Consider the following 20,989-nt stretch of genomic DNA (forward strand, 5'->3'; position numbering starts at 1 on the left):
TTGTTTGTGCGAATGATAGAGGTTTTGACGATAAGAGAGCGATGTTGCGGTCGTACGCGCTAAAGCAAACGTGAACCAAATTGGCTGGATATTGCACATCATCTATGTGCAGGTGGCTTTTTTGGAGAGTTCTATGCGCAAAAGCCTCATTCTGGCGATCGTCTATTTGCAATTTTCGCCCGCCATGGCGCGCGAAGCCAATAGGGAAATCAGCATTTCTGAAGGCGGTGTGGAGACGGTTTCGGGCGAAACCAGCAACGGGCAGTCAAGCACATTCATCATTACGCCGACAACCTCGAGAGCGCTCAAAATCAAGCTTGAAGCAGAAAACGGAACCTGCGCCGTTGAACTGCAAAACACCCGTCTGGTCAGCTACCGGAAGTTTGCAAGATTTCCCATCACTGTGCCGATTGCCGGAATTGCGGGCGAACCAGTCAAGCTGGCGTTCTACCCGACCCGGTCTGCTCTGAACGCCAAAGATGACTGCGCATACACGCTAACCGTCGAGTAGCGTGCAAAGTGTGAACGTTGGTGTTTCGCAAGGCCAGCCGCATCCATGCGCTCTGCATTTCATTGCCTCATTGTGTGGGCCGCGCAGCTGCTGCTGAAAATAAAGAAATCAGTGAGTGGACATACCCGTTGGTGGCGCTTACCCTGCCACATCGTCAGCAACCGAAAATGTAGGCGCTGACGACTGAGGGTTGTTACGTGCTCTTGCCTGCTGAACAGGAGCGCGCAACGTGAAAGCCTCGTGCACTTCCATTCTCGACATAGACAATAAAACAGCGGCCGCAGCGCAAAAGCGTGCGTGGCTGCTCGAGATCCTGTCTCGCCGCTTGATTGTCCTGCCACGATTTCGCTCTGGCGAAAGGCACCCACAAACGCTTTTCGGTGGCCACTAATGGCGGACAACCCGGCGTCGCCAGATCATCTCGATGACCGATGGTGGCATAGGCTTTTGTCCTTGGCGCATGCCTCTTTGGAATGGAAAGTCGTGGGAAAAACAGGATGTGTTATGACCAACGGTTGATGGACGCCATCCACAAGCACGCCGACAAGGCGGATGCAAACCGGCTGCACTTTGTGGATATACGGGCCGTGGCTGTGACCTTGCACGCGCGTTTCGGTCATCGCAGTGAGGCTGATATTCTCGGCCAGTTGACCGATGTTTTCGAGGCGAGGGGTCTGTTATGGCAATGACCGGCCACAGCGTTGCAGTTGACCAACCAGCCGTTTGCTGTTCTCGCCGTCAATGCTGTGGTGTTGTGTCTGCGCTTTTAGGTCCCGCCCAACAACCTTGGCCGCTTGAAGGTGACCTCATGTACGGCGCCCAGGCCCAGAAACGGCGCGTCGTCGGCATCGAAGATCGGCCGTGCGCGGGCGGCGATGATGCGGGTCGTTCCGTCGGGGCGGATGACCTTGTAACGCTGGTCAAACAGCGCCTTTTCGGTGATGCTGTCGATGATGGCACTGGCCACCCGGTCTCGCATTTCAATGTCGATGCGTTCGAGAATATCCTCGATTGTTACGCCCTGCGCACCCACTTCGGCTGAAAACCCATGATACCCAGATGTTACCTCATCCATGATGAGCCTGTTTTCGGTGATACTCCACATGAAGTAACCGACCCCACCTTCGACGCCTTCACTCTCTCCCACACAACCCCCGGAATATTTGTCATGGAATCAGGAATTTAACTCTTACATTGTTCTTCGCTTTATGAGTGTGGAATAATGTAATTCAAGGTGGGGTTTTAAACAGCTTTACCTCCGCGCCAAACAAAACCAGGCGCAGGGCGTTTGCCGTACGGCTTTGCCCATCTGGCGAAATTAAACCGCCCCCGTTACCCAATCTGGGTGATTACATCAGGCCCATGTCTCGTAAAGACTGGCTTGGTGACCGCTTGAGTTTCCTGGAAATGATGGAGAGATGATGTTCAGCCTGCTGGCCCGCCTGTGCGCAATCGCGTTTTTAACTGTTGTCACCACGCCCAACATATCAGTCGCGCAGATTTTTGCCTCGGAGAACATTAGCTTCGATCAGCTCAAGAATACGCTTCTCACTCACCCGTATGCGCAGGCACAGCCGGCATGCCAGAGGTATAAGGCTGAGAATGACAGGTTTTACAGTGAGTGCGCTGTTGGGCGGCCAAGAAATCATGACAAGGCTTATTGCCTGAGGTTGAGTGAGACTGGCTCTGCATTGATAAATCCATGCATGGATGTTGTTCTGGCTGAACATAAAAGACAGGTCGCTGCCAAAGCCAATGCGGGACAAGGTTCCTCACAGGGCACCGCGCAGGTTGGCCAATGTGTTGCTTTTTCAAAGGTGCAGGAACGTGACAGCTTTGGTAATCCGTCCTGCGGTATTCGCGCTGAAAACAATTGCAGCGTTGCCGCGCAGTGCCAGCTGGAAATGACCGGGGTTGATAGTCAGGGCAGGCGGCATCCGTCGCGCCAGGCCATCCATCTGCGTCCGGGCGAAACCGGTGCCAGAACCATCAACAATGTGCTGGCCTGCGAAAACCTGCAGGGGCAATGCAAACCGTGGACGCAATAAGGCGTGAGGTGGAATACGTCACACGGGGAAGATGGGCGCGGTTACCCGATCAGCATACGTAACAGACCGAACTTGCGGGGTTTCTCGGCCCTCGGTTGCTCATGCGCGCCCTTGGACCAGGCTGTAAAGTCCGTCACGAAAATGCCTTGCTCATTCCAGTCGTCGGGGAAAAGATCGTGGCGCACAAAGGGAAAGGCGGCTTGCTCTGGCCGTGCCACCTCAATCATCCGGTCATTGTGCTCTACAATGCAATGTTTGGTGTAATAACCCGCGCCCTTCGGCACCCATCCATGGATAACCGTGCCACCGTTCCGGCGCACATAATCTGCTGCGGCCTCATGGCAGTTGGCGCGCTTGCTGGCCGCTTCTGCAGGTTCATACTCACGGGGAATAGTCTTTCCCTGATTAAATGCTGCTGTTAAACGCTCAGCAAAGTCACACATACACCACTCACTACTATACCGAGTGTATGTCCCTAGAGATTTGCAATCACCTCGTCAAACTGGCTTTCAAATTTGGGTTAACGCGAAGGGGTAATAACGATGTATTGTATGAAAGTTCCATTTTGTTTAGAATTCGCGTTAATTATAACACGAAATAGCTATTGTCTTAGTCATAAAGTATCTGGTAAAGTTGTTTTATATATTGTGAGATGTTTTGAGGGAATGCATTTCAGCAGGCTTGAAACCTCGGCCATTCATCTGGTCGAGGTTTTTTTTGACCTCAACATCAGCAAATAGTTGAAAATATTTTCAGTATAGTTTTATTACTTGTGGTTGTTCTGAATATCGACCGCGTTGCTGTCATTTTCAGGATGGATACAGCAGCTTTTCTCAAGTTAAGCCAAGGTATACTGCGGTAAAGTGGCGCTGCGGCCAGCACATCAGGCAGAAAACAGCCATTGATCAGCACAGTCGTCGCAGCTGCTACCATAAGCGCCTCTCCGGCCAGCGCGCCGAACAGCCGGTAGCGGGAAAACATCAGCGCACTTGCCGTCAGTTCCAATGGTGGTTCCGGACTGTTTTATCGGTGTGGTTTCGCTCACATCACGCTTCGCGGTATTTGGCGACATCGGCCTCGGTGATGGTTCTGATAATGCGGGCCGGGTTGCCGCCAACCAGTGACATGGGCGGCACATCGCGGATAACGATGGCGCCAGCGGCAATCACGCTGCCACGACCAATGGTCACGCCAGGCAGAATTTGTGCGCCAGCGCCAATCCAAACATCGTCCTCGATCGTCACTGGGTAGGCATATTCCAGTCCCTTGTTGCGGCGCTCAATATCCAGCGGGTGGCCAGCGCAGCAAATATGCACATTGGGCGCCACAAACACGTTGTTGCCAATGGTCACCTTGGCGCAGTCGAGAATGCACAGATTGACATTGGCGTAGAAGTTTTCGCCAATCTCGATGTTGTAACCGTAATCGCAGTTGAACGGCGCTTCGATGTGAAATGCCCCTGCGGTTTTGCCCAGCAGCTTGCGCAGGATCTCACGGCGTTTTTCCAGCTGGCGCGGCGGCGTATTGTTAAATTCAAACAGTGCATCCTTGGCGGCGTGGCGCTGTTCAATCAGCCCGGCATCATTGTTGGCATCATACAGCAAACCGGCCAGTGCTTTTTGCATTTCGGTCATCGGCTGTTCCTATGCAGAATGAGATACGGCTTCATCTGTCGTGGCCAGCTTGCGCGGGCGCACCGCAGGTGCCGCCAAAATGGCGCACAGCAACAGCGCCAGCACCACCAGCATGGCATTGCGCAGGCCAAAGTTTTCGCCCAGCAGTCCCAGCAGCGGCGGGCCAACCAGAAATGCGACATAACCGCCAATGGTGACGATTTTCACCCGTTCTGCGGAATTGGCGCCGGAGTCACCGGCCGCAGAAATGGCCACCGGAAAACCAAGCGATGCGCCAAGGCCCCACAGCAGCACGGAAGCACCGGCCAGGATCGGATGGTCGGCAAAAATCACGCAGGCCAAACCCAGCGCACCAAACACCGCACTGGTGCGGATAACCGCAGAGCGGCCAAACCGGTGCAGAAAATAACCGCCGGCAAACCGGCCAAAGGTCATGGCCGATGCAAACACCAGAAACACCAGGGAACCTGCCGTTTTGGAAAAACCGTGCTCATCCACCATCAGGATTGGCAACCAGTCATTGGCCGCACCTTCCGCCATCGCCACCGCCAGCACGATCAGCGCAATGGCCAGCAGGCGCGGGTCACGCCAGTAGTCGTCCTTTGGCGCGCCTGTCGTCTCCACCGTCTGGTTTTTGTCGGTCTTGGCGGTGCCTGCGGGAATATGGCGTATGAAATAGACAATGGCTGGCACGATGAAAATGGCAATGGTCGCCAGATGAACCTCGACAGGCACGGCCAGCGCATTGGCGCCCAGACCCGCCAGTGCGCCCAGCACCGTGCCAAGGCTGAAACAGCCATGCAGCGTATGCATCACCGCCCGGCCGGATTCCCGCTCCACCATCGCGCCATCAATATTGACGGCAATTTCGGCCAGGCCCATGCCCAGCCCGAAACAGGCCAGCCCGACGGAAACGATCAGCGGCTGTGCGGCTATGGTGCCAAGCGCCATGAAGGCCACACTGCTGGCCACCAGCCATGTGCCGGCCAGCATGACGGCGCGGGTACCAAACCGGCCAACGGCAAAAGCAGACATCAAAATGCCGCTCATCGACCCGATAGACAGACCAAGCAGAACCAGACCCATTTCAGCAATCGAAACATCAATCCGGTCGCGAATGGCAGGGGTGCGCGTGACCCACGAAGCCATGGCAACGCCGGGAATGAAGAAAAAAACAAAAAGTGCGAAACGTCTTTGGTTAAGCGATGGCATGATAGCTCTTGGTCCGTGAACGAGACCATGCGTATATGTACGTGCGTACACAAAGTCAAGATTTCGAGATTGGACATGACCCGAGAAAAAGCCCCAGCCAAAAGCCGCCGGCCTGCCAATGACCCGGAAAGGCGGGAAAAAATCATAACAGCGGCGCTGGAAACAATCGGCCGTGTTGGCGTGGCCGATACCACCCACCGGCGCATTGCCGAAACGGCGGGTTTGCCGCTGGGTTCACTCACCTATTATTTCTCCGGACTGGACGACATTATTGCCGCAGCGTTTCGCCAGCTGTCCGTTCAGGTGTCGGACCATCTCATGCAGATCATGGTGGCTGCGCCAGACCAGGCCGCGGCGCGGACCGCGCTGGTAGAGTATCTGTGTGACGACGGGCCGGTGCGCACCATGGACCTTATTCTCAGCTTCGAGCTTTATGCCTATGCCTCGCGCCGCCCACTTTTGAAAACCGTCATGCTGGACTGGATGGCCGCCAGCCGCCGGGCGCTACAGCTGCATTTCACCGTGCAGCAAGCCAATGCGCTTGACGCGATGATTGAGGGAATCACTATTCACAACGCCATGAACCCTAAGATGTTGGATCAGCAGCATATACGGCTGATTGTCGAGCGTCTGTCGACCTAACCAGCGCGAGAATATTTGGCTGCCAGCGCGCCGAAAACAGGTTGTTTCAAGGTTATTTTGTTGGGTCGTAAACGGTTATTTAGAAAAACGAAATAGTGTTGTGTTAATTTCGATCAATCGGAAGGCTGGTTCGCAGTCCAATACACGCCGTGTGCAGATTAGCACATACGGGTGTTTCGGTGGCGGCCGTGTCGTCAGGTAACGTGGGAACGAAATTCTTTGTTTACGCAGCAGCAGTTGGCTTCCATCCTGTCTTCATTGCCAGACCCGGCGTTTATTCTGACGCGCAGTGGTCGTTACGCCGCAGTGTTCGGCGGCAAGGACGTGCGCCATTACCATGATGGCAGTGGTCTTGTCGGCATGAGCATGTTTGATGTGCTGAAACAGGAAAAGGCCCAGTGGTTTGCAGACGAAGTGGCAAAGGCACTGCGCAGTCGCGTGTTGCATATTGTCGAATATCAACTGTGCGGCAGCGACGTGAAGGGCAGCGGCGATGGCCCTGATTACGCCATCAGTTTTGAAGGCCGCGTTCAGGCCCTGGGTTTTCCGGTTGATGGTGAAGACGCCGTTGTCTGGGTTGCCAGCAACATTACCGAAAAAAACGAGGTGCAGTGCAAGCTGCGCCTGCTCAGCGAAACCGATGCACTGACAGGCCTTTATAACCGCCGCAAGCTCATTGAAACGCTGGACGACCGTCTGGCCATTTTCGAGAGGGAGCGCGACCAGACCTCGGTGCTGGTGTTCGACCTTGATAATTTCAAACGCCTCAATGACGAAATGGGCCACCATGCCGGAGATGCGGCGCTGGTGGAAATTGCCCGCCTGTGTCGCCAGAACCTGCGCCAAAGCGACATGATTGCCCGTTTCGGCGGCGACGAATTCGTCGTCGTCATGCCCGGCACCCGCAAGCCGGACGCACTGGAAATTGCCGAACAGCTGCGCAAGAACGTGCCGATTACCTTCCGCCAGAACCTGCGCTACGAATCCACCATCAGTGGCGGTGTCAGCGAATTCGGCCTGCCGGACCGGCTGTCCAGCGAAATCCTCAAACGGGCGGATGAGGGGCTGTACCTTTCCAAACGCGCCGGCCGCAACCGGGTGTCAGCGTTGTAGGCACGGTTTGCTTGGGTGTGGGCTGCCTTTCCAAACGCGCCAGCCACAATCGGGTGTCTGCGCTGTAAGCGATTGTTTTTTGGGCGGGCGTTTGGCTCACACCTCTCATTGTTTGACGTCGACGTCACCTCCAAACGCTCCTCATTCCTGTGCCTGTCACAGGAATCCAGGCCAGCCCAAGTCCTTGGGCTGAATAGACTCTTTCCGCCGCGCAGACGCGCGACGACTGGATCTCTGTGACAGGCACAGAGAAGAGGGAGGTCGTGGCACCCATTGGGACACATAGTAAACGTGTTTGATGAGGTGAGGCAGCGCAACTCGCGCCTTACTTCTACCCTTGTGGGAGAGGAAGAAAAATCATCATCTTAGCTTGCTAAGTGATAGATTTTTCAGGTGAGGGGTTTTTGCGCACTGCTCATTGTTTGCCACTGAGGGCCACCCCAACCACCCTTCATTCCTGTACTCGTTACAGGAATCCAGCCGTCACGCGTCTGCGTGACGAAAAGACTCTTCCATCCCCAAGGCTGGGGATGATTGGATCTCTGTGACAAGCACAGAGAAGAGGGAGGTCGTGGTACCCATTGGGACACATTGCAAACGTGTTTGATGAGGTGAGGCAGCGCCACTCGCGCCCTTACCTCTACCCCTGTGGGAGAGGAAGAAAAATAATCATCTTCGCTTGCTAAGTGATCAATTTTTAAGGTGAGGGGTTTTGCCATGCACCATCACTCACACAACAAAAACACTTGAGAATCTATCCGGTTTTTCTCAAAGCTACGCGCCAACATCACTTATGCGGCAAGTGCAGAGACATGGCAAAAACGGCGCTCATCATTATCGATATGCAGATGGACATGCAGCAGCGTATCGATGCCGGGCGGGACCATGTAAACGGTGAAGCGGCGAAAAAGATTGCCGCGCTGGCGACCGCATTTCGCGGCAAGAACCTGCCGGTCCTGCACATCCGCCACGCCGAGAGCAATCCGGCCTCGCCATTTCACCCAGATGCCCCGGGTTACCAGCCCATGCCGTGCGGGAAAGAGGTGGGCGACGAGCCTATCTTCGTCAAAAACACCTCTTCCGGTTTTGCCTCCACTGATCTCGCCGAGCACTTGCGCAGCAATGGCATCGAAGATCTGGTGGTAACAGGCGCAGTCGCCGGTTTTTGCGTCAACTCCACCGTGCGGGCGGGATCAGACCTTGGCTTTAACATGACCGTGGTGCGCGACGCTGTGCTGGGCTTCGACCTGCCATCGGCGAACCTCTCCGCCCAAACCATTTTCGACGTAACCATGGCCCATCTGGAAGCCGACTTCGCCCGTTTCGTGGATGCGGAAACCTTGCTGGCTGGGTGAGGGGAAACTCGACGCTAAATTTATGGTTTTGTTACGATAATTTTACAATCAGTGGGTTAAGTCTGCTGCCAATAATCGTTTCGACCATGGCAGAGCGTTAAATGTCCGAGAATTTTGGCAAATCCGTCCGCATACACCTCGTTGAAGGCAATCCTCAGGGTATTCTCACGGCGGAGATCATAAACTGGACTGGACACGTTATTACTGCGCCGCGCTCTAAACTAGCCTCACTGCTGGCACGGGACGAGATGGGTAAGGCTGGCGTGTATTTCCTGTTGGGTGTCGATCCTGACAATGACGGTCAAAACGTCGTCTACATCGGTCAAAGTGAGAATGTTGGCAGACGTCTGACGCAGCACAACAAGGATGAAAGAAAGTCGTTCTGGGAAAAGACCTGTCTGGTCACCAGTAAGGACCACAATCTGACCAGTGGCCACATAAAATATCTGGAAAGCCGGTTGATCTCGGTGGCCAAGGCGTCCGGTATGGTCAGTATCACCAATGATACTGCGCCCGAGCCATCAAACCTTCCGGAGGCCGACCGGGCAGATATGGAGTACTTTGTTGCGCAACTGCGCATTATTCTGCCGTTGCTCGATTTCGCTTTCCTGCGCGAAGTACCCACCATCAAACGGGACCTGCCCAAGCCAGCCACAACAGCAATTCAACCTCCATTGTCTCCAGTGTTCGAGCTTACCAGCGAACGCATCGGTTTGACCGCCTCCGCGCAAGAAATTGATGGGGAGTTTACGGTTCAGCAAGGCTCATCATGTCGCTCCGCATGGGAAGGTACTGAAAGTCATCACTATAGAAACTTGCGGGCAGCCATTGAGCATCAAGGTAAAATCGGTACCGATGAAGCGGGGCGCTGGGTATTCAAAGAAGATGTGACTTTCGCCAGCCCGAGCGCTGCTGCAGCAGTCATATATGGACGGGCTGCTAACGGCCGTACGGCATGGCGTGTCCGGGGGACCGGGGAAACATATGATCAGTGGCAAAACAGAACGTTGCCACCGGTGCCAGATGCGGCTGAGTAAAAGCGGCACAGATTTCATTGTCTGGCTCCAACATTAATCCCAACCGCTCCTCATTCCTGTGCCTGTCACAGGAAGACAGTCCAGCCAAGTCTTTGGGCTGAAAAAACTAACCGCCTAGCAAACGCGCTTCGACTGGATCCTGTGACACTTACAGTCATGACGTGCCGACTGTTGGACCACTCTAGCTTGCCTTATAGCGTTCGCAGGAGATATGGGATGATTGACGAAATGAGAGCTATTGCGCCAATAGCAGCAGCAATTCTCGCAGTTATAAGTGCTTTATGCGCAATTTGGGCTTGTTCGACCGCTGCAACTGCTTGCGCCTCCGCTGCTGTTGCTGCACGTTCTGCCGCGGTCGCCGCGCGTGAAGCTGTGGATGCCATTTCCGAATGGGACGTACTCTGAAAGGATGTGGCTTCGTCCTCTTTGGATTTCAACCAGTCCAAAGTAGCTGGCATGAAGTTATCGGGCCACTTGCCAGCAGCAATAAGGGTTTTCACTTGAGAAACGCCCTGTTTTTCAAGCTGGGCGATGATGGTCTTTCGGCTTTCGTTACTCTGGAAAAACATTAGTAAGCGCCTTTCACCGCAGAATTACCTTTAAGTCTCAAGCGAACAGAATGCGACACATGAATGAAACCTGCAAGCGGTAACTCGATACTACACGTCACCCACAGTTGAACACTGAGAAGAGTCAGGTATACACACAACGCTTGATGCGTCGGACGGCCAAAAAGCCATTCGCTCCCATTCGAAATCACACACTTTCACCCACTCAACGGATCGTAGTCCATCTGCGCGCGGGCAACGCCTTTGTCATAGACAACAGTGCCATCCGGCAGCATTACCGGTTTGGGGCCGCGTGTTTTCTTGACCACCGGCTGGGTAAAGGTCAGCGCCAGCGCGTCACCCTCATTGGGCGATGGAATGCCGCGCGCCTTCATGTCCTGCTTGCTTTCCAGCTGGATCTTGCCATCCATGCGCGCCACGGTTTCCGGGCCGACAAGGTCCTGGTAAAGCGTTTCATTGTGCGGATCGATTGCCCCGCCAGCCTTGATCCAGCGTTTCATCTGCCCCCAGATATAGGCGCGGATGTTGTAATAACCGGGGTCGATTGTCTTGGTGGAGCCGAACCACACCAGTTGCCATGTGCGGCCCATGGTGGTGCCAGCACTGACAATGCCGGTGCCATAACCGGCATCCACAAACACCGCATCGGCCTGATATTCATCCTCAAACCGCGCCACCAGCATGGCCACCTCCACATCATTGTCATTGCGCGGAATGGTGGCCAGCCGTTTGGAATAAAGCCCTTGCCGCAGCATGATGACGGTCGGGTCTTCACCGGTCCAGGAAGGGTCGACACCAATGATCACGGGCGCAAAGGCATATTGCGCCGGCCGCAGATGCGTAGCGCGTGCCTGGTCCAGATCATCGGCCGAAATGAACTGCATGGCAGATTGCGAGGGAAACTGCCCACGCACGCGCACCTTCACATAATCGCTGTCTTCGCCGTGGTCATCGACCATGCGCTGCAAAAACTGCTTGTTGGTGCCGGGCACCGTGCGGCTGTCAATCTGCCGTCCAATCCATCGATGCCGAAACCGGCGAAAACATTCGCGAAACCGGCCGCTGTTGCGCGTCGGGTTGCCAAATACCACCCAGATGATGATGGTGTTTTCGTCGGTCAGCGCGCCTTCGGCCACCTCCCACACCTTGTCGTGAATTTTTGAGGCCTCATCAAACAGCAGCAAAATGATCTTGCCCTTGTTATGCAGGCCGGCAAAGGCTTCCGTGTTGTTTTCGCTCCAGGAAATGAAATCCTGCCGCCAGCTTTCGCCACGCTCCGGGTCGCGGCTTTTAATCGCCATGGCCTGCACATCAAACCAGTGGGCGGTAATCGACATGCGAAACCACTTGCCAATTTCCGGTGCGGTCTTGGTGCGCAGCTGCCCCTCGGTATTGGCTGTCGTCACAATCTTGCAGTCTTCAAAACACGACATTGCCCAGTTGGACAACATGCCCATGGCGGCAGATTTGCCAATGCCGTGGCCCGACGCCACCGCTATTTGCAGCGGCTGATAACGGCTTTGCGGATCCTGCAAATGACGGGAAATAACCTCGTTGATATCATCCTGCCAGCCACGCGGCCCGTCATAACCCTGCAACTCTCCCACGCCTCAGTCCCAGGCCAAACGGCTCCAGCGTTTGGGGTTGAACTGGCAGGCGGCAGCCAGCGTGATGATCTCATCATCGGGGTCAATACTGGGGTCCATATCATCCGTCATGATAAGTGTCTCCTGCTGGGGATATGGGCGGGAAATGCACGGAAAATGCCAGCCAATAGCCGCATGGTTTCGGCAAGTTTTATGCTGATAAAATACTGTTTTAAAATGGTTTTTACAGCGGTGCGCAATTTATCTCCAACTGGTGATAAGCGGTAAAAAAGCGTTTCTTTTACGCGGCAAAAAACGGGATATGATGGCGCACAAACCGGTCATGGTTTCGCCTCGGCATCACGCTTGCGGGCCCGCTCCAGCCGGTCGGCCAGTGATTTCAGGCCACGATGTTTCACCACGTCCTGAAACGCATTGACCCGCACATGTTTGCCAATCATTTCCAGACGGCGGGTGCGGTCCACCAGCTTCAGTTTTTTCACATGGCCAACCAGCTTGCGCTCATCGCCACGGCCTTCATAAACCGCGGTAATTTCCACGTCGGACACCAGCCCGGTGCGCCACACCGCCGGCCAGTCCTTGACGGGCAAAAGATCGCCATTGTCATCATAGAGGTCGGCAATGTCGGCCTCAGCCTGTTCGGCCAGCCGCGCCAGCACCCAGTCGGCATCAACGGCTGGCTGGGAAGTGGCGGTTGTGCTTTCAGATGTGGCCTTGTCTGGGTCCTGTGTTGCCATGTCTGGCTCAGCCCGCAACGCGTCAGCGCCGAAAGCATCCGCACCGAAAATGTCGGGGCCATCATCATCGGAGAATATCGATGCCGACAGTGTCTCGCGGTCATCACCATCATGTTCGGCAAAACCGGCCTGATCAGCCGTCACATTTTCCATCGGGTCGCACGCCTCTTTTAGGCAGCAGCTTTAACGCGGCCATGGTTGCGGACGTGAATGGTGGTCCTGTGTTGTGCTGGTTGCAAAACCCCTCACTTGCGATTTCTAACACTTGGGTACGTTGCCCCAAGATGTTGAAATCGCTTTCTCTCCCACATGGGGAGAGATGGGTGGGCGTCGCGCCACTCGCGCCCTTACCTCTACCCTTGTGGGAGAGGAAGAAAAATCATCACCTTAGCTTGCTAAGTGATAGATTTTTCAGGTGAGGGGTTGGGCTTGCTTGGCGCTCATTGATTGACGCTGACGGTCTCACAAACATCAAGTCATGCGGTCACAAAAATGTCAGGCAATATCACCGCGCATTGTCTCTAACCTGTAGCGAGCGCGTGAAGGCTGAGGGCAGCTGTCGATTTCGGTTTCCACGTCTTCGAGGCTGCCGTGCAGCACAGTCTTTATAACGGCAAGCATTTTGGCTTCATCACGCTTGGGGCCGTCGCGTAACATCGTTGGTTGCAGCCATTCATGAAGAATAAAATCAAGCACATGTCGCCGGAAATCATCCTCTGCAAGCACTCGGTAATCTTCGTCAGAACAGGAAAATTCGAAGCTTATTGATATAAAACTGCTGTCTACGGGCAGGGCGATCTGGAGCTGATCACCATCCCGAAACACGCCAAAAGACCAACCTTCACCTACCAGTCTTTCCATCTATATCTCCGGTCCCTTTAATTCATCCTGCACGCGCATGCGGTGGCTCCGCAACTACACCGTTTATTGTCTGATGCCAACATTGCGCCAACCGACCCTCATTCCTGTGCCTGTCACAGGAATCCAGTCGTCACGCGTCTGCGTGACGGATAGACTCTTTCCAGCCCAAAGACTTGGGCTGGGCCTGGATTCCCGCAACAAGCGCGGGAATGAGGGTGGTCGGGGTGACGCTTGCGCCCCCTACCTCTACCCCTGTGGGAGAGGAAGAAAAATCATGGTCTTAGCGACGCTAAGTCATAGATTTTTCAGGTGAGGGGTTATGTGCTTCACCACCAGCGCTCGCCACCCCACCACAAATCCTTGCCCCACCTCACACCAAGCATTAAAGCAGGGCAAACCGCCGGAGCCTGCCATGCCAACCGATCTTTCCCGCCTGACACTAAAAACCCTTGATGGCAGCGAAGACCGCGCAGTTTACAAAGCGGCGCGAGAGTTTTGCCTTGAGATGATCCGCGACACCTACTGGATTGATTACAACCCCGTATGGCACGCCGATCTGGATTCCCTCGTAAAACCAGCGGAAGAAAACTGGTACAGCGGCGCAAATCGTGGCGCGTTCTGCGTAGTGTATGATGGGCAAAACCGGCTGATTGCCACCGGTGGCCTGCACGCATTTTCACTCAAACCCGGCACGGCCAATCGGCTGGGCGACCGCTACCAGAACCACGCCGAGGTCTGCCAGCTGGTGCGGGTCTATCTGCGGACGCAGCTGCGCGGGCAGGGGCTTGGCACCCGCATCGTGGCCCTGCTGGAACAGCGCGCCGCCCAGCTGGATTACGCCACCTCTTATCTGCATGCAGATGCGCTGGCGGACGCGACTTTGCGCTTCTGGCAGCGCTGCAATTACCGGGAATTTGGCCGGTTTTCTTACCCCGCCAATGGTCGCACCGACACATCGGTCGATTTTGACAAACCGCTTCTGCCAGCCTGAAAACCCGGCGTCGTTTCCACGCGCCGGGCATCAGCAAACCCCGCCTCAGTGGCCGGGGTGTAGCGCGTCGTTCAGATACATGCAGGTCAGCATGGTGAACACATAGGCCTGAATAACCGCCATCAAAAACTCCAGCGCGGTAATCGCCACCGTCATCATCAGCGGCATGATGGCGCCAACCACACCCAGCGCCCCAAAACTGCCCAGCGACACCACAAAACCTGCAAACACCTTCAGCGTAATGTGGCCAGCCAACATCACCGCAAACAGACGCACCGAGTGGCTGACCGGCCGTGACAGATAAGAAATCAGCTCGATGGGAATGATGATGGGCGCCAGCACCGCTGGCACGCCCTCCGGCTTGAACAGTTTCAAAAAGCCAAATCCGTGTTTGTAAAAGCCGTAAAGCGTCACGGTCAGAAACACCATAGCGGCCAGCCCAAAGGTGACGATGATCTGCGCCGTCACCGTAAAGGCATAGGGAAACATGCCGAGCAGATTGGCGGTCAAAATGAACATGAACAGCGTGAAAACAAAGGGAAAAAAGTGCATTCCATGTTTGCCAACATTGTCCTTTAAGGTGCGTGACACGAACTCGAACAGCATTTCCGCGCCGGATTGCCAGCGGCTGGGCACCAGCAACCTGCGGCCGGTGGCCAGCAGCAGAAAACCGGTGGCAAGGGCAACCGTCAGAAACATCGAGGCTGAGGCATTGGTGAAGCTGAGGTCTACGCCACCAAGGCTGATTTCGACGATTTTTTTGATTTCAAATTGTTCAACAGGTCCGGCCACGGGGCTTCCTCTGTGCTGCGGCCATGGCAGCGTGAACACGCAATTCGCCAGCGCTACAGCACTGCCGGGCGCGCACACACTGCGGACCAATGATTTGGATAAAAGGGGTGAAAATGCTCATGCGGGCGGCCTGTTTCCATGTTGGAAAAAGGGGCCGTCCCCGGAACGTTTCAGTGGCACGGGTCGTCCCGCGCGCTGGTGTCTTAACCGCAGAAGGGGCAGATTGCAACGGCCATTTGCCCCCTGATGCCCTTACGTAACCTGCGCTTACGTCAGGCAGCGATTATAGCCTCACGCGGTAAACAACATCAGCCCAAACACCGCAAACAGCAGCATGTGCAGCAGCCCTTGCGTGGCAGAGGTGCGGTGGCCAAGATAGGTCAGTGCCGTCAGGCCAATCGTCAGTGCAAACAGCACGGTTTCCACGGCGGAAATGCCCAGGATGACCACCTTGCCAGTCAACAGACCCACCGTCAGCACGGCCGGCACCGTCAGCCCGACGGTGGAAACAAAAGCACCGAGGCAGAGGTTAATGGCGCGCTGCGTTTCATTGTTCAGCGCTGCTTTTACGGCGGTGATCGATTCCGGCGTAAACACGATAATGGCAATCAGCACACCACCAACTGCCACCGGCGCGCCGGCTTTCACCACGCCGTAATCGATGATGATGGCGAGGTCATGCGCCAACAGAACGATGGGCAACATCAGCGCCACCAGCTTTACCGCATGACCAAGGTTTTTGGCGCTGCTGGCGGCGGAATTGGCGTCGTCACCACCCGTTGACCTGCGCGGCGCCTGCGCCAAAAGAATGGACATTTGCCCGGCCTCCGGCTGCATGTAATCGCTGCGATAACGGCCCATTTGTAGCGCCAGAAAACCGCCGTAACCGGCCACCGTCAGCAGGCTGATCATGATGGCCTGCGCATTGGTAAAGGTGCCGTCACGCGCGCCGATCACATTGGGCAGCAGCAGCGCAATGCCGGCCAAAACCAGGATCATGCTGATGAAGGTAATGGCGCCCGGCGCATTATATTCCTGCTCGCCATAGCGCATCGCGCCGGCCAGCAGGCAGATGCCGGTGACCAGGTTCATGATGATCATCATCACGGCAAAAATGGAATCGCGGCCAATGGTCGGGCTTTCGCCCGGTCCCATCATCACGGCGGCAATCAAGATCACCTCAATGGAGACGATCGACAGCGTCAGGATCAGCGTGCCATAGGGCTCGCCCAACTGGTGGGCCAGTTCATCGGCCTCATGCACCACGCCAAAAGCGGCCATCAAAATCGTGGCAAACAGCACGGCAAAACTGATGACCGCAACCGTGGTGGACATGTCAGGGCCAAGCAGCGCGTGGAACTGCAGCTGAAACGCTGCAACAACCGCCCATGCAATGATCAGCTTGGGGACAACGCCTTTGGTCAGGGTGAACCGGGAAAGGGAGGGGATACGTGGCATGTCATGCGACCTCTTTTGGGGCCGTCCCCGATCACACAATGCCGCATCCGGGCCGTCCCGGAGGGAGCAACAACGCTGTTGCTGGCGTTCACCTAGCACATTGGGGTGTTGAGGTCCAGCTTTGGGCGACGCGCCTTTACCTCTACCCTTGTGGGAGAGGAAGAAAAGTCATCACCTTGAGCTTGCTAAGTGATCAATTTTTCAGGTGAGGGGTTCTGTCTGCTCGCATGTTCTTCCTTTCGCGCAACGTCGTCCTCGGGCCTGACCCGAGGATCTAACCACATCTCCGCAGACGAAACGGATATGGCTGGCGTGATTGGATCCTCGCCTCAAGGGCGAGGATGACGTCGATACAGATTGTAAGATCAGCGTTTCTTGCCGAAACAGTCGCAACACCCAGCCCTCATTCCTGTGCCTGTCACAGGCATCCAGCCGACGCGCGTCTGCGCGGCGTGAAGAGTCTTTTCAGCCCAATGACTTGGGCTGGGCCTGGATCTCTGTGATCCCTCGGGCAAGCCCGAGCACAGAGATGAGGGGGAGTATGTGGCTGCCACTCGCGCCCCTACCTCTACCCTTGTGGGAGAGGAAGAAAAATCATCAACTTAGCGTGCTAAGTGATCAATTTTTCAGGTGAGGGGTTCATGACCCCGTGTCTTGTTTGGTGCCGCACTTACCCCAACAACCCCTTCATTTGTGGGCAATAAAGCCATTGTTTTTTAACGCTAAAAATCACTTTGGCACACTCAAACGCCGTAACAGGGGTTTTCCCCCTCCGCGATTTTCAAAACGCTAACCTTTGTGGCCGAGTAAGTGGCCTCGGCTGGACAGTTTCGTTTGCGAGCATCCGAAACTGTCAACATTAGAGGGGTAGCTAAATCAATGTCCGCAGTTCTCGCGCCTGAAATTCAAACTACACAACCAACGCCGACCTATCGTGATGGCATTGTCCTGCCACGCGACGAAGAAAAGCGTGTTTTCATCAATGGCGTGGAATTTAATGCGGAGCGTGTCTCCGGCCGGGTTGTCGGCTCCCGCGTCAAGCAGCACAGCCAAATCTATACAAAACACCATAACAACTACATGGCCAACGGCGACAACCATGTTTATTCCACGGTTCAGAGCGAACAATGGGAAACCAGCGAAGTGCGTTTGCGCTTTGAAGATGGCAAGGAAAAGCTGTTCAAGCTGCCATTTGCCGTCAGCGTTGGTGAAGATGATATGATGAGCGTCATCAGCCTCTACCGGCTGAAGGGCGATGGTTATACGGTCGCTGCCCAGAACCATAATATCAGCCAACATTTCACCTATGACCGCAATGGTTTGCAGCGCGTGTGTTCCATGCTTGGCATATTCAAACCGCAGGTGTTCCTGACCAACAAGTCGTATGTTATTGCGCTGGCGCTGGTTGCGCTTGGCCTTTACGGCGTGTCCAGCAGCATTCTGCTGGCCTTGATCGGCGGCTTTGTCCTGTCCGGTTTTCTGGTTCTGGCCTACCAATATGTGGTGGTGCTGCCCTATGTGCTGGCCGTCTGGCCCAGAGTAAACCGCCAGCTGCAGGCGTTTTTCGACGATTTTGATACGTGGTGACACGCCACGTAGGGTAAGGTTTTACGGAACCCGGATGGGCTCCGTAAAACGCTGAGATGTGTGCGGCGTTACAGAGGCATCAACCAGCCGGCCGTCAGGCCCAGAATGACGAGAGCGCCCACCACGATGCGGTAGATGACAAAGGGCATGTAGCTCTTGGTCGACACAAGTTTCAGAAACACCACGATGACGGCATAACCGAGCAGAAACGCCAGCAAGGTTGCAAGCGCCGTTGGTCCTGCTGCAACGGGTGTCTCTTCGCCCATCGTCTTGAACAGCTGGTAGAAACCGGAGCCGAACACCGCCGGAATTGCGAGAAGGAAGGAATATCGGGCCGCAGCTTCGCGCGTGTAGCCCATCAGCAGACCGGCGGTAATCGTGCCGCCAGAACGCGAAACACCCGGAATAAGCGCCATGGCCTGCGCAAAACCGAATATGATGCCGTCTCTCCATCCAAGCGAACGAAGGCTGCGGGTTTTGCGACCGATGCGGTCTGCCACGCCCAAGGCTATGCCGAATATGATCAGCATGGCAGCGGTAATATAGAGATTGCGCAAGCCATGCTCGATATTGTCCTTGAAAAGCAGGCCAAGGATGACGATCGGCAGGGAACCGACAATCACCAGCCAGCCCATCCGGGCATTGTCTTCATCATAAGCGCCCATGCGAAACACTTGGCGAAGCCAGGCAGTCGCAATGTTCATGATATCCTTCCAGAAATACACGATGACTGCTGCTTCGGTACCAATCTGGGTAATTGCCGTAAAGGCAGCGCCGGGATCTGCGCCTGATGGCAGAAACTCACCGGCAATTCTGAGATGCGCACTGGAGGAAACCGGAAGAAATTCCGTCAGTCCCTGCAGCAGACCAAGAATAGCAGCATCGGTCCAACTCACACTCATCAAATAACCTTTCAAAATTTGCTCAAGAAAAAAACGGTGCCATTTTCAATTTCGTAAAGCGAAGCATTGGAAACGGCGATCAGTCATATCGTTTGGATTGTTGAGAATATGTCCGCAGGCTTGCAATAAACCGCATCCGTGCAGTGTCTGTGCGAAGCACAGCCCGGACATGGAGATTGCATCTTATAAGACCTGAAGATCGACTGAGCCAGACACAGGAAGAGCAAAATTCAAGCCGTTATTGCATAGCCGGTGTTCTCTTCTGAGGGAGCTTTGATGATGTTCCGCTTACAGGGGGATGTCACAGGCATCCAGTCGTCATGCGTCCGCGTGACGGATAGACTCTTTTCAGCCCAAAGACTTGGGCTGGGCCTGGATTCCCGCAACAAGCGCGGGAATGAGGGTGGTCGGGGTGCCACTCGCGCCCTTACCTCTACCCTTGTGGGAGAGGAAGAAAAATCATCATCTTAGCTTGCTAAGTGATAGATTTTTCAGGTGAGGGGTAAGTCACCTATCGATGCTCGTCTTGCTCAAATATTGCGCCAACCGACCCTCATTCCTGTGCCTGTCACAGGAATCCAGTCGTCACGCGTCTGCGTGGCGGATAGACTCTTTCCAACCCAAAGACTTGGGCTGGGCCTGGATCTCTGTGACGAGCACAGAGATGAGGGGGAGTATGTGGTTGCCACTCGCGCCCTTACCTCCCTTGTGGGAGAGGAAGAAAAATCATCACCTTAGCTTGCTAAGTGATAGATTTTTCAGGTGAGGGGTTCTGCCCTGCCTCTCCATTTGATGATGGAGCGGCGGTTAGTAACCAGGCCGCAATGGTTATTAGACTCTACGCATAATAGGGCGTATCATCGCCCATCGTCAGCAACCGAACACGTAGGCGCTAACGACAGAGGGTTGCTCTGCGCTCTAGCCTACCGGACCGGAGAGAGGCACATGACCATCCCCTCCATTGAAAATCCAGTAGTCCAGTTTCACCTACGCCCCTTCCTCACCAAGAGGGTGGCGCTCTATACATCCTCCACGGAAATGCGTCAGCGCATAGTTGAAAAGACAATTTTCAAGGCGACGAGCGATCCCAGCATCTTGCAGGATGATCCCATCGACATAGCGCTCGCGCGGTTGCTGCACGAGACCGCCATTGTGGAGCTAAGAATAAGCAAAAGCATGTTCCAGCCCGGTCCGATTGGACATCAGCTTTGGCAACAGGGGGGATAGCAGTGCAAAATAACCCTGAACGCCACGCCGCGCAGGTGGAGGCCGGTGAACTTGAACTGCTAATCGACCTTTTTCTTGTGTGGTGCGAAAAAAACCACCGAGACGCGGAAGAATTGCTGCCACATTGCAGTTTGATTTTGCAGCGCTATCGTAACGGCGAAGATACGGCAGACAAGTTGTTCGCTGATTTGTGAGGAACGGATTGCGATAACAAAAAGCCGCCTTGGATCACGCCAGGCGGCTTTGTTCTGTCATGCGGGTTGCCCCGCCAATCTCTGTCCGCAGTTTGGGCTGGTAAAACACCCCAGCCGCCCATCATTGGTGGGCGGGTGATGGGCGTCGAGTTGGGGTCGATAGTCCTGCCGACAGGCTTACGGAAAAACTGTGTGGACCCGGTGCACGAGGCGAGGTTGTCCTCAGCACTCTGCTACGCACGTCGCCCCAACGTTTAGTCGTGGCGGCCTGGGAGCGGGCCCTTATCGCTTCTAACCTCATATGGGCTTGAAGCAAGCGGACGCCAGTTGAAACTCAGTGTCCCTTGGTCGCCTCATCCTTCTTGGCCTGATCGCGGTGCCACTTGATGGCATAAAACATGCCGATGCCGAGCACTATGATCTTGAACGGGAAGAAGATGTAAGGAAACAATTCTACCCAAGAACCGTCAGACATTTCGAGTACTTCCATTCTGTTGCTTGGAATTGTCTAT

Annotated in this window: 23 protein-coding genes; 10 read left to right on the forward strand and 13 right to left on the reverse strand. The window is 55.0% G+C overall.

Going from position 1 to position 20,989, the window contains the following annotated elements:
- The first annotated feature begins 133 nt into the window (after positions 1–133).
- Both ACZ5FM_RS07395 and ACZ5FM_RS07400 read left to right on the forward strand, forming a co-directional pair.
- Positions 134–511 carry a hypothetical protein gene (locus tag ACZ5FM_RS07395; RefSeq protein ID WP_464040193.1) on the forward strand — a complete coding sequence of 126 codons (378 nt, stop codon included), beginning with the start codon at positions 134–136 and terminating at the stop codon, positions 509–511.
- Positions 512–1,008: 497 nt separating this feature from the next.
- Positions 1,009–1,200 (forward strand): hypothetical protein, encoded by a 192-nt coding sequence (locus ACZ5FM_RS07400; protein WP_464040194.1) that lies wholly within the window; start codon positions 1,009–1,011, stop codon positions 1,198–1,200.
- Between the two features lie 77 nt (positions 1,201–1,277).
- On the opposite strand, the gene ACZ5FM_RS07405 is transcribed toward ACZ5FM_RS07400, so the two are convergent.
- A complete protein-coding gene (locus tag ACZ5FM_RS07405) occupies positions 1,278–1,658 on the reverse strand; it encodes a PAS domain-containing protein (protein WP_250982443.1) in 381 nt (126 codons plus the stop codon).
- A gap of 559 nt (positions 1,659–2,217) precedes the next feature.
- On the opposite strand from ACZ5FM_RS07405, the gene ACZ5FM_RS07410 reads away from it, so the two are divergent.
- Positions 2,218–2,559: a hypothetical protein gene (locus ACZ5FM_RS07410; protein ID WP_312944371.1), complete on the forward strand. Its 342-nt coding sequence runs from the start codon at positions 2,218–2,220 to the stop codon at positions 2,557–2,559.
- Positions 2,560–2,600: 41 nt separating this feature from the next.
- Here ACZ5FM_RS07410 and ACZ5FM_RS07415 read toward each other — a convergent pair whose 3' ends face one another.
- The 4 genes from ACZ5FM_RS07415 to ACZ5FM_RS07430 all read right to left on the reverse strand — a co-directional run bounded on the left by ACZ5FM_RS07415 (position 2,601) and on the right by ACZ5FM_RS07430 (position 5,405).
- On the reverse strand, positions 2,601–3,002 hold the full coding sequence (locus ACZ5FM_RS07415; protein WP_275641183.1) for a hypothetical protein: 402 nt from the start codon (positions 3,000–3,002) through the stop codon (positions 2,601–2,603).
- 286 nt (positions 3,003–3,288) lie between these two features.
- Positions 3,289–3,564: a hypothetical protein gene (locus tag ACZ5FM_RS07420; RefSeq protein ID WP_464040195.1), complete on the reverse strand. Its 276-nt coding sequence runs from the start codon at positions 3,562–3,564 to the stop codon at positions 3,289–3,291.
- A gap of 41 nt (positions 3,565–3,605) precedes the next feature.
- The gene (locus ACZ5FM_RS07425) at positions 3,606–4,193 is read right to left on the reverse strand and encodes a sugar O-acetyltransferase (protein ID WP_464040196.1); all 588 of its coding nucleotides are present in this window, start codon (positions 4,191–4,193) and stop codon (positions 3,606–3,608) included.
- Positions 4,194–4,202: 9 nt separating this feature from the next.
- A complete protein-coding gene (locus ACZ5FM_RS07430; protein ID WP_464040197.1) occupies positions 4,203–5,405 on the reverse strand; it encodes an MFS transporter in 1,203 nt (400 codons plus the stop codon).
- 75 nt (positions 5,406–5,480) lie between these two features.
- Here ACZ5FM_RS07430 and ACZ5FM_RS07435 point away from each other — a divergent pair, with 75 nt between their 5' ends.
- The 4 genes from ACZ5FM_RS07435 (at position 5,481) to ACZ5FM_RS07450 (ending at position 9,552) form a co-directional block, all read left to right on the forward strand.
- On the forward strand, positions 5,481–6,047 hold the full coding sequence (locus ACZ5FM_RS07435; RefSeq protein WP_464040198.1) for a TetR/AcrR family transcriptional regulator: 567 nt from the start codon (positions 5,481–5,483) through the stop codon (positions 6,045–6,047).
- Between the two features lie 219 nt (positions 6,048–6,266).
- On the forward strand, positions 6,267–7,160 hold the full coding sequence (locus ACZ5FM_RS07440; RefSeq protein ID WP_259146360.1) for a GGDEF domain-containing protein: 894 nt from the start codon (positions 6,267–6,269) through the stop codon (positions 7,158–7,160).
- 812 nt (positions 7,161–7,972) lie between these two features.
- On the forward strand, positions 7,973–8,515 hold the full coding sequence (locus ACZ5FM_RS07445; protein WP_464040199.1) for an isochorismatase family protein: 543 nt from the start codon (positions 7,973–7,975) through the stop codon (positions 8,513–8,515).
- A 248-nt stretch (positions 8,516–8,763) separates the two neighbouring features.
- On the forward strand, positions 8,764–9,552 hold the full coding sequence (locus ACZ5FM_RS07450) for a GIY-YIG nuclease family protein (RefSeq protein ID WP_259146357.1): 789 nt from the start codon (positions 8,764–8,766) through the stop codon (positions 9,550–9,552).
- A 191-nt stretch (positions 9,553–9,743) separates the two neighbouring features.
- Here the strand turns inward: ACZ5FM_RS07450 and ACZ5FM_RS07455 are convergent, their stop codons facing one another.
- The 4 genes from ACZ5FM_RS07455 to ACZ5FM_RS07470 all read right to left on the reverse strand — a co-directional run bounded on the left by ACZ5FM_RS07455 (position 9,744) and on the right by ACZ5FM_RS07470 (position 13,326).
- Positions 9,744–10,121, reverse strand: a complete 378-nt coding sequence (locus ACZ5FM_RS07455) for a hypothetical protein (protein ID WP_464040200.1) — start codon at positions 10,119–10,121, stop codon at positions 9,744–9,746.
- 197 nt (positions 10,122–10,318) lie between these two features.
- Positions 10,319–11,728, reverse strand: a complete 1,410-nt coding sequence (locus ACZ5FM_RS07460; RefSeq protein WP_464040201.1) for a terminase — start codon at positions 11,726–11,728, stop codon at positions 10,319–10,321.
- Positions 11,729–12,048: 320 nt separating this feature from the next.
- Complete coding sequence (locus ACZ5FM_RS07465) at positions 12,049–12,618, reverse strand: terminase small subunit (protein ID WP_464040202.1); 570 nt, start codon at positions 12,616–12,618, stop codon at positions 12,049–12,051.
- A gap of 342 nt (positions 12,619–12,960) precedes the next feature.
- Positions 12,961–13,326: a hypothetical protein gene (locus tag ACZ5FM_RS07470; protein ID WP_464040203.1), complete on the reverse strand. Its 366-nt coding sequence runs from the start codon at positions 13,324–13,326 to the stop codon at positions 12,961–12,963.
- Positions 13,327–13,738: 412 nt separating this feature from the next.
- Here ACZ5FM_RS07470 and ACZ5FM_RS07475 point away from each other — a divergent pair, with 412 nt between their 5' ends.
- The gene (locus ACZ5FM_RS07475) at positions 13,739–14,317 is read left to right on the forward strand and encodes a GNAT family N-acetyltransferase (protein ID WP_464040204.1); all 579 of its coding nucleotides are present in this window, start codon (positions 13,739–13,741) and stop codon (positions 14,315–14,317) included.
- A gap of 45 nt (positions 14,318–14,362) precedes the next feature.
- On the opposite strand, the gene ACZ5FM_RS07480 is transcribed toward ACZ5FM_RS07475, so the two are convergent.
- Positions 14,363–15,109 (reverse strand): F0F1 ATP synthase subunit A, encoded by a 747-nt coding sequence (locus tag ACZ5FM_RS07480; RefSeq protein ID WP_464040205.1) that lies wholly within the window; start codon positions 15,107–15,109, stop codon positions 14,363–14,365.
- Positions 15,110–15,400: 291 nt separating this feature from the next.
- Complete coding sequence (locus ACZ5FM_RS07485; protein WP_464040206.1) at positions 15,401–16,567, reverse strand: calcium:cation antiporter; 1,167 nt, start codon at positions 16,565–16,567, stop codon at positions 15,401–15,403.
- Positions 16,568–17,446: 879 nt separating this feature from the next.
- On the opposite strand from ACZ5FM_RS07485, the gene ACZ5FM_RS07490 reads away from it, so the two are divergent.
- Positions 17,447–18,154 carry a hypothetical protein gene (locus ACZ5FM_RS07490; protein WP_464040207.1) on the forward strand — a complete coding sequence of 236 codons (708 nt, stop codon included), beginning with the start codon at positions 17,447–17,449 and terminating at the stop codon, positions 18,152–18,154.
- Positions 18,155–18,222: 68 nt separating this feature from the next.
- Here ACZ5FM_RS07490 and ACZ5FM_RS07495 read toward each other — a convergent pair whose 3' ends face one another.
- The gene (locus ACZ5FM_RS07495) at positions 18,223–19,056 is read right to left on the reverse strand and encodes an undecaprenyl-diphosphate phosphatase (RefSeq protein ID WP_464040208.1); all 834 of its coding nucleotides are present in this window, start codon (positions 19,054–19,056) and stop codon (positions 18,223–18,225) included.
- A gap of 945 nt (positions 19,057–20,001) precedes the next feature.
- Between ACZ5FM_RS07495 and ACZ5FM_RS07500 the strand changes: the two genes are divergently transcribed.
- A complete protein-coding gene (locus tag ACZ5FM_RS07500) occupies positions 20,002–20,283 on the forward strand; it encodes a hypothetical protein (RefSeq protein WP_464040209.1) in 282 nt (93 codons plus the stop codon).
- A 528-nt stretch (positions 20,284–20,811) separates the two neighbouring features.
- Here the strand turns inward: ACZ5FM_RS07500 and ACZ5FM_RS07505 are convergent.
- The gene (locus tag ACZ5FM_RS07505; protein WP_192491646.1) at positions 20,812–20,952 is read right to left on the reverse strand and encodes a hypothetical protein; all 141 of its coding nucleotides are present in this window, start codon (positions 20,950–20,952) and stop codon (positions 20,812–20,814) included.
- Positions 20,953–20,989 lie beyond the last annotated feature (37 nt).

The sequence above is a fragment of the Agrobacterium sp. 5Ca50 genome (assembly GCF_055381905.1).

Excerpts from the sequence above, each read along its gene's own strand:
- ACZ5FM_RS07395 (WP_464040193.1), top strand. The coding sequence starts at position 134 with ATGCGCAAAAGCCTCATTCTGGCGATCGTCTATTTGCAATTTTCGCCC.
- ACZ5FM_RS07400 (WP_464040194.1), top strand. The coding sequence starts at position 1,009 with ATGTGTTATGACCAACGGTTGATGGACGCCATCCACAAGCACGCCGAC.
- ACZ5FM_RS07410 (WP_312944371.1), top strand. The coding sequence starts at position 2,218 with ATGGATGTTGTTCTGGCTGAACATAAAAGACAGGTCGCTGCCAAAGCC.
- ACZ5FM_RS07415 (WP_275641183.1), bottom strand. The coding sequence starts at position 3,002 with ATGTGTGACTTTGCTGAGCGTTTAACAGCAGCATTTAATCAGGGAAAG.
- ACZ5FM_RS07425 (WP_464040196.1), bottom strand. The coding sequence starts at position 4,193 with ATGACCGAAATGCAAAAAGCACTGGCCGGTTTGCTGTATGATGCCAAC.
- ACZ5FM_RS07430 (WP_464040197.1), bottom strand. The coding sequence starts at position 5,405 with ATGCCATCGCTTAACCAAAGACGTTTCGCACTTTTTGTTTTTTTCTTC.
- ACZ5FM_RS07435 (WP_464040198.1), top strand. The coding sequence starts at position 5,481 with ATGACCCGAGAAAAAGCCCCAGCCAAAAGCCGCCGGCCTGCCAATGAC.
- ACZ5FM_RS07445 (WP_464040199.1), top strand. The coding sequence starts at position 7,973 with ATGGCAAAAACGGCGCTCATCATTATCGATATGCAGATGGACATGCAG.
- ACZ5FM_RS07450 (WP_259146357.1), top strand. The coding sequence starts at position 8,764 with ATGGGTAAGGCTGGCGTGTATTTCCTGTTGGGTGTCGATCCTGACAAT.
- ACZ5FM_RS07455 (WP_464040200.1), bottom strand. The coding sequence starts at position 10,121 with ATGTTTTTCCAGAGTAACGAAAGCCGAAAGACCATCATCGCCCAGCTT.
- ACZ5FM_RS07465 (WP_464040202.1), bottom strand. The coding sequence starts at position 12,618 with ATGGAAAATGTGACGGCTGATCAGGCCGGTTTTGCCGAACATGATGGT.
- ACZ5FM_RS07470 (WP_464040203.1), bottom strand. The coding sequence starts at position 13,326 with ATGGAAAGACTGGTAGGTGAAGGTTGGTCTTTTGGCGTGTTTCGGGAT.
- ACZ5FM_RS07475 (WP_464040204.1), top strand. The coding sequence starts at position 13,739 with ATGCCAACCGATCTTTCCCGCCTGACACTAAAAACCCTTGATGGCAGC.
- ACZ5FM_RS07485 (WP_464040206.1), bottom strand. The coding sequence starts at position 16,567 with ATGCCACGTATCCCCTCCCTTTCCCGGTTCACCCTGACCAAAGGCGTT.
- ACZ5FM_RS07490 (WP_464040207.1), top strand. The coding sequence starts at position 17,447 with ATGTCCGCAGTTCTCGCGCCTGAAATTCAAACTACACAACCAACGCCG.
- ACZ5FM_RS07495 (WP_464040208.1), bottom strand. The coding sequence starts at position 19,056 with ATGAGTGTGAGTTGGACCGATGCTGCTATTCTTGGTCTGCTGCAGGGA.
- ACZ5FM_RS07500 (WP_464040209.1), top strand. The coding sequence starts at position 20,002 with ATGACCATCCCCTCCATTGAAAATCCAGTAGTCCAGTTTCACCTACGC.
- ACZ5FM_RS07505 (WP_192491646.1), bottom strand. The coding sequence starts at position 20,952 with ATGTCTGACGGTTCTTGGGTAGAATTGTTTCCTTACATCTTCTTCCCG.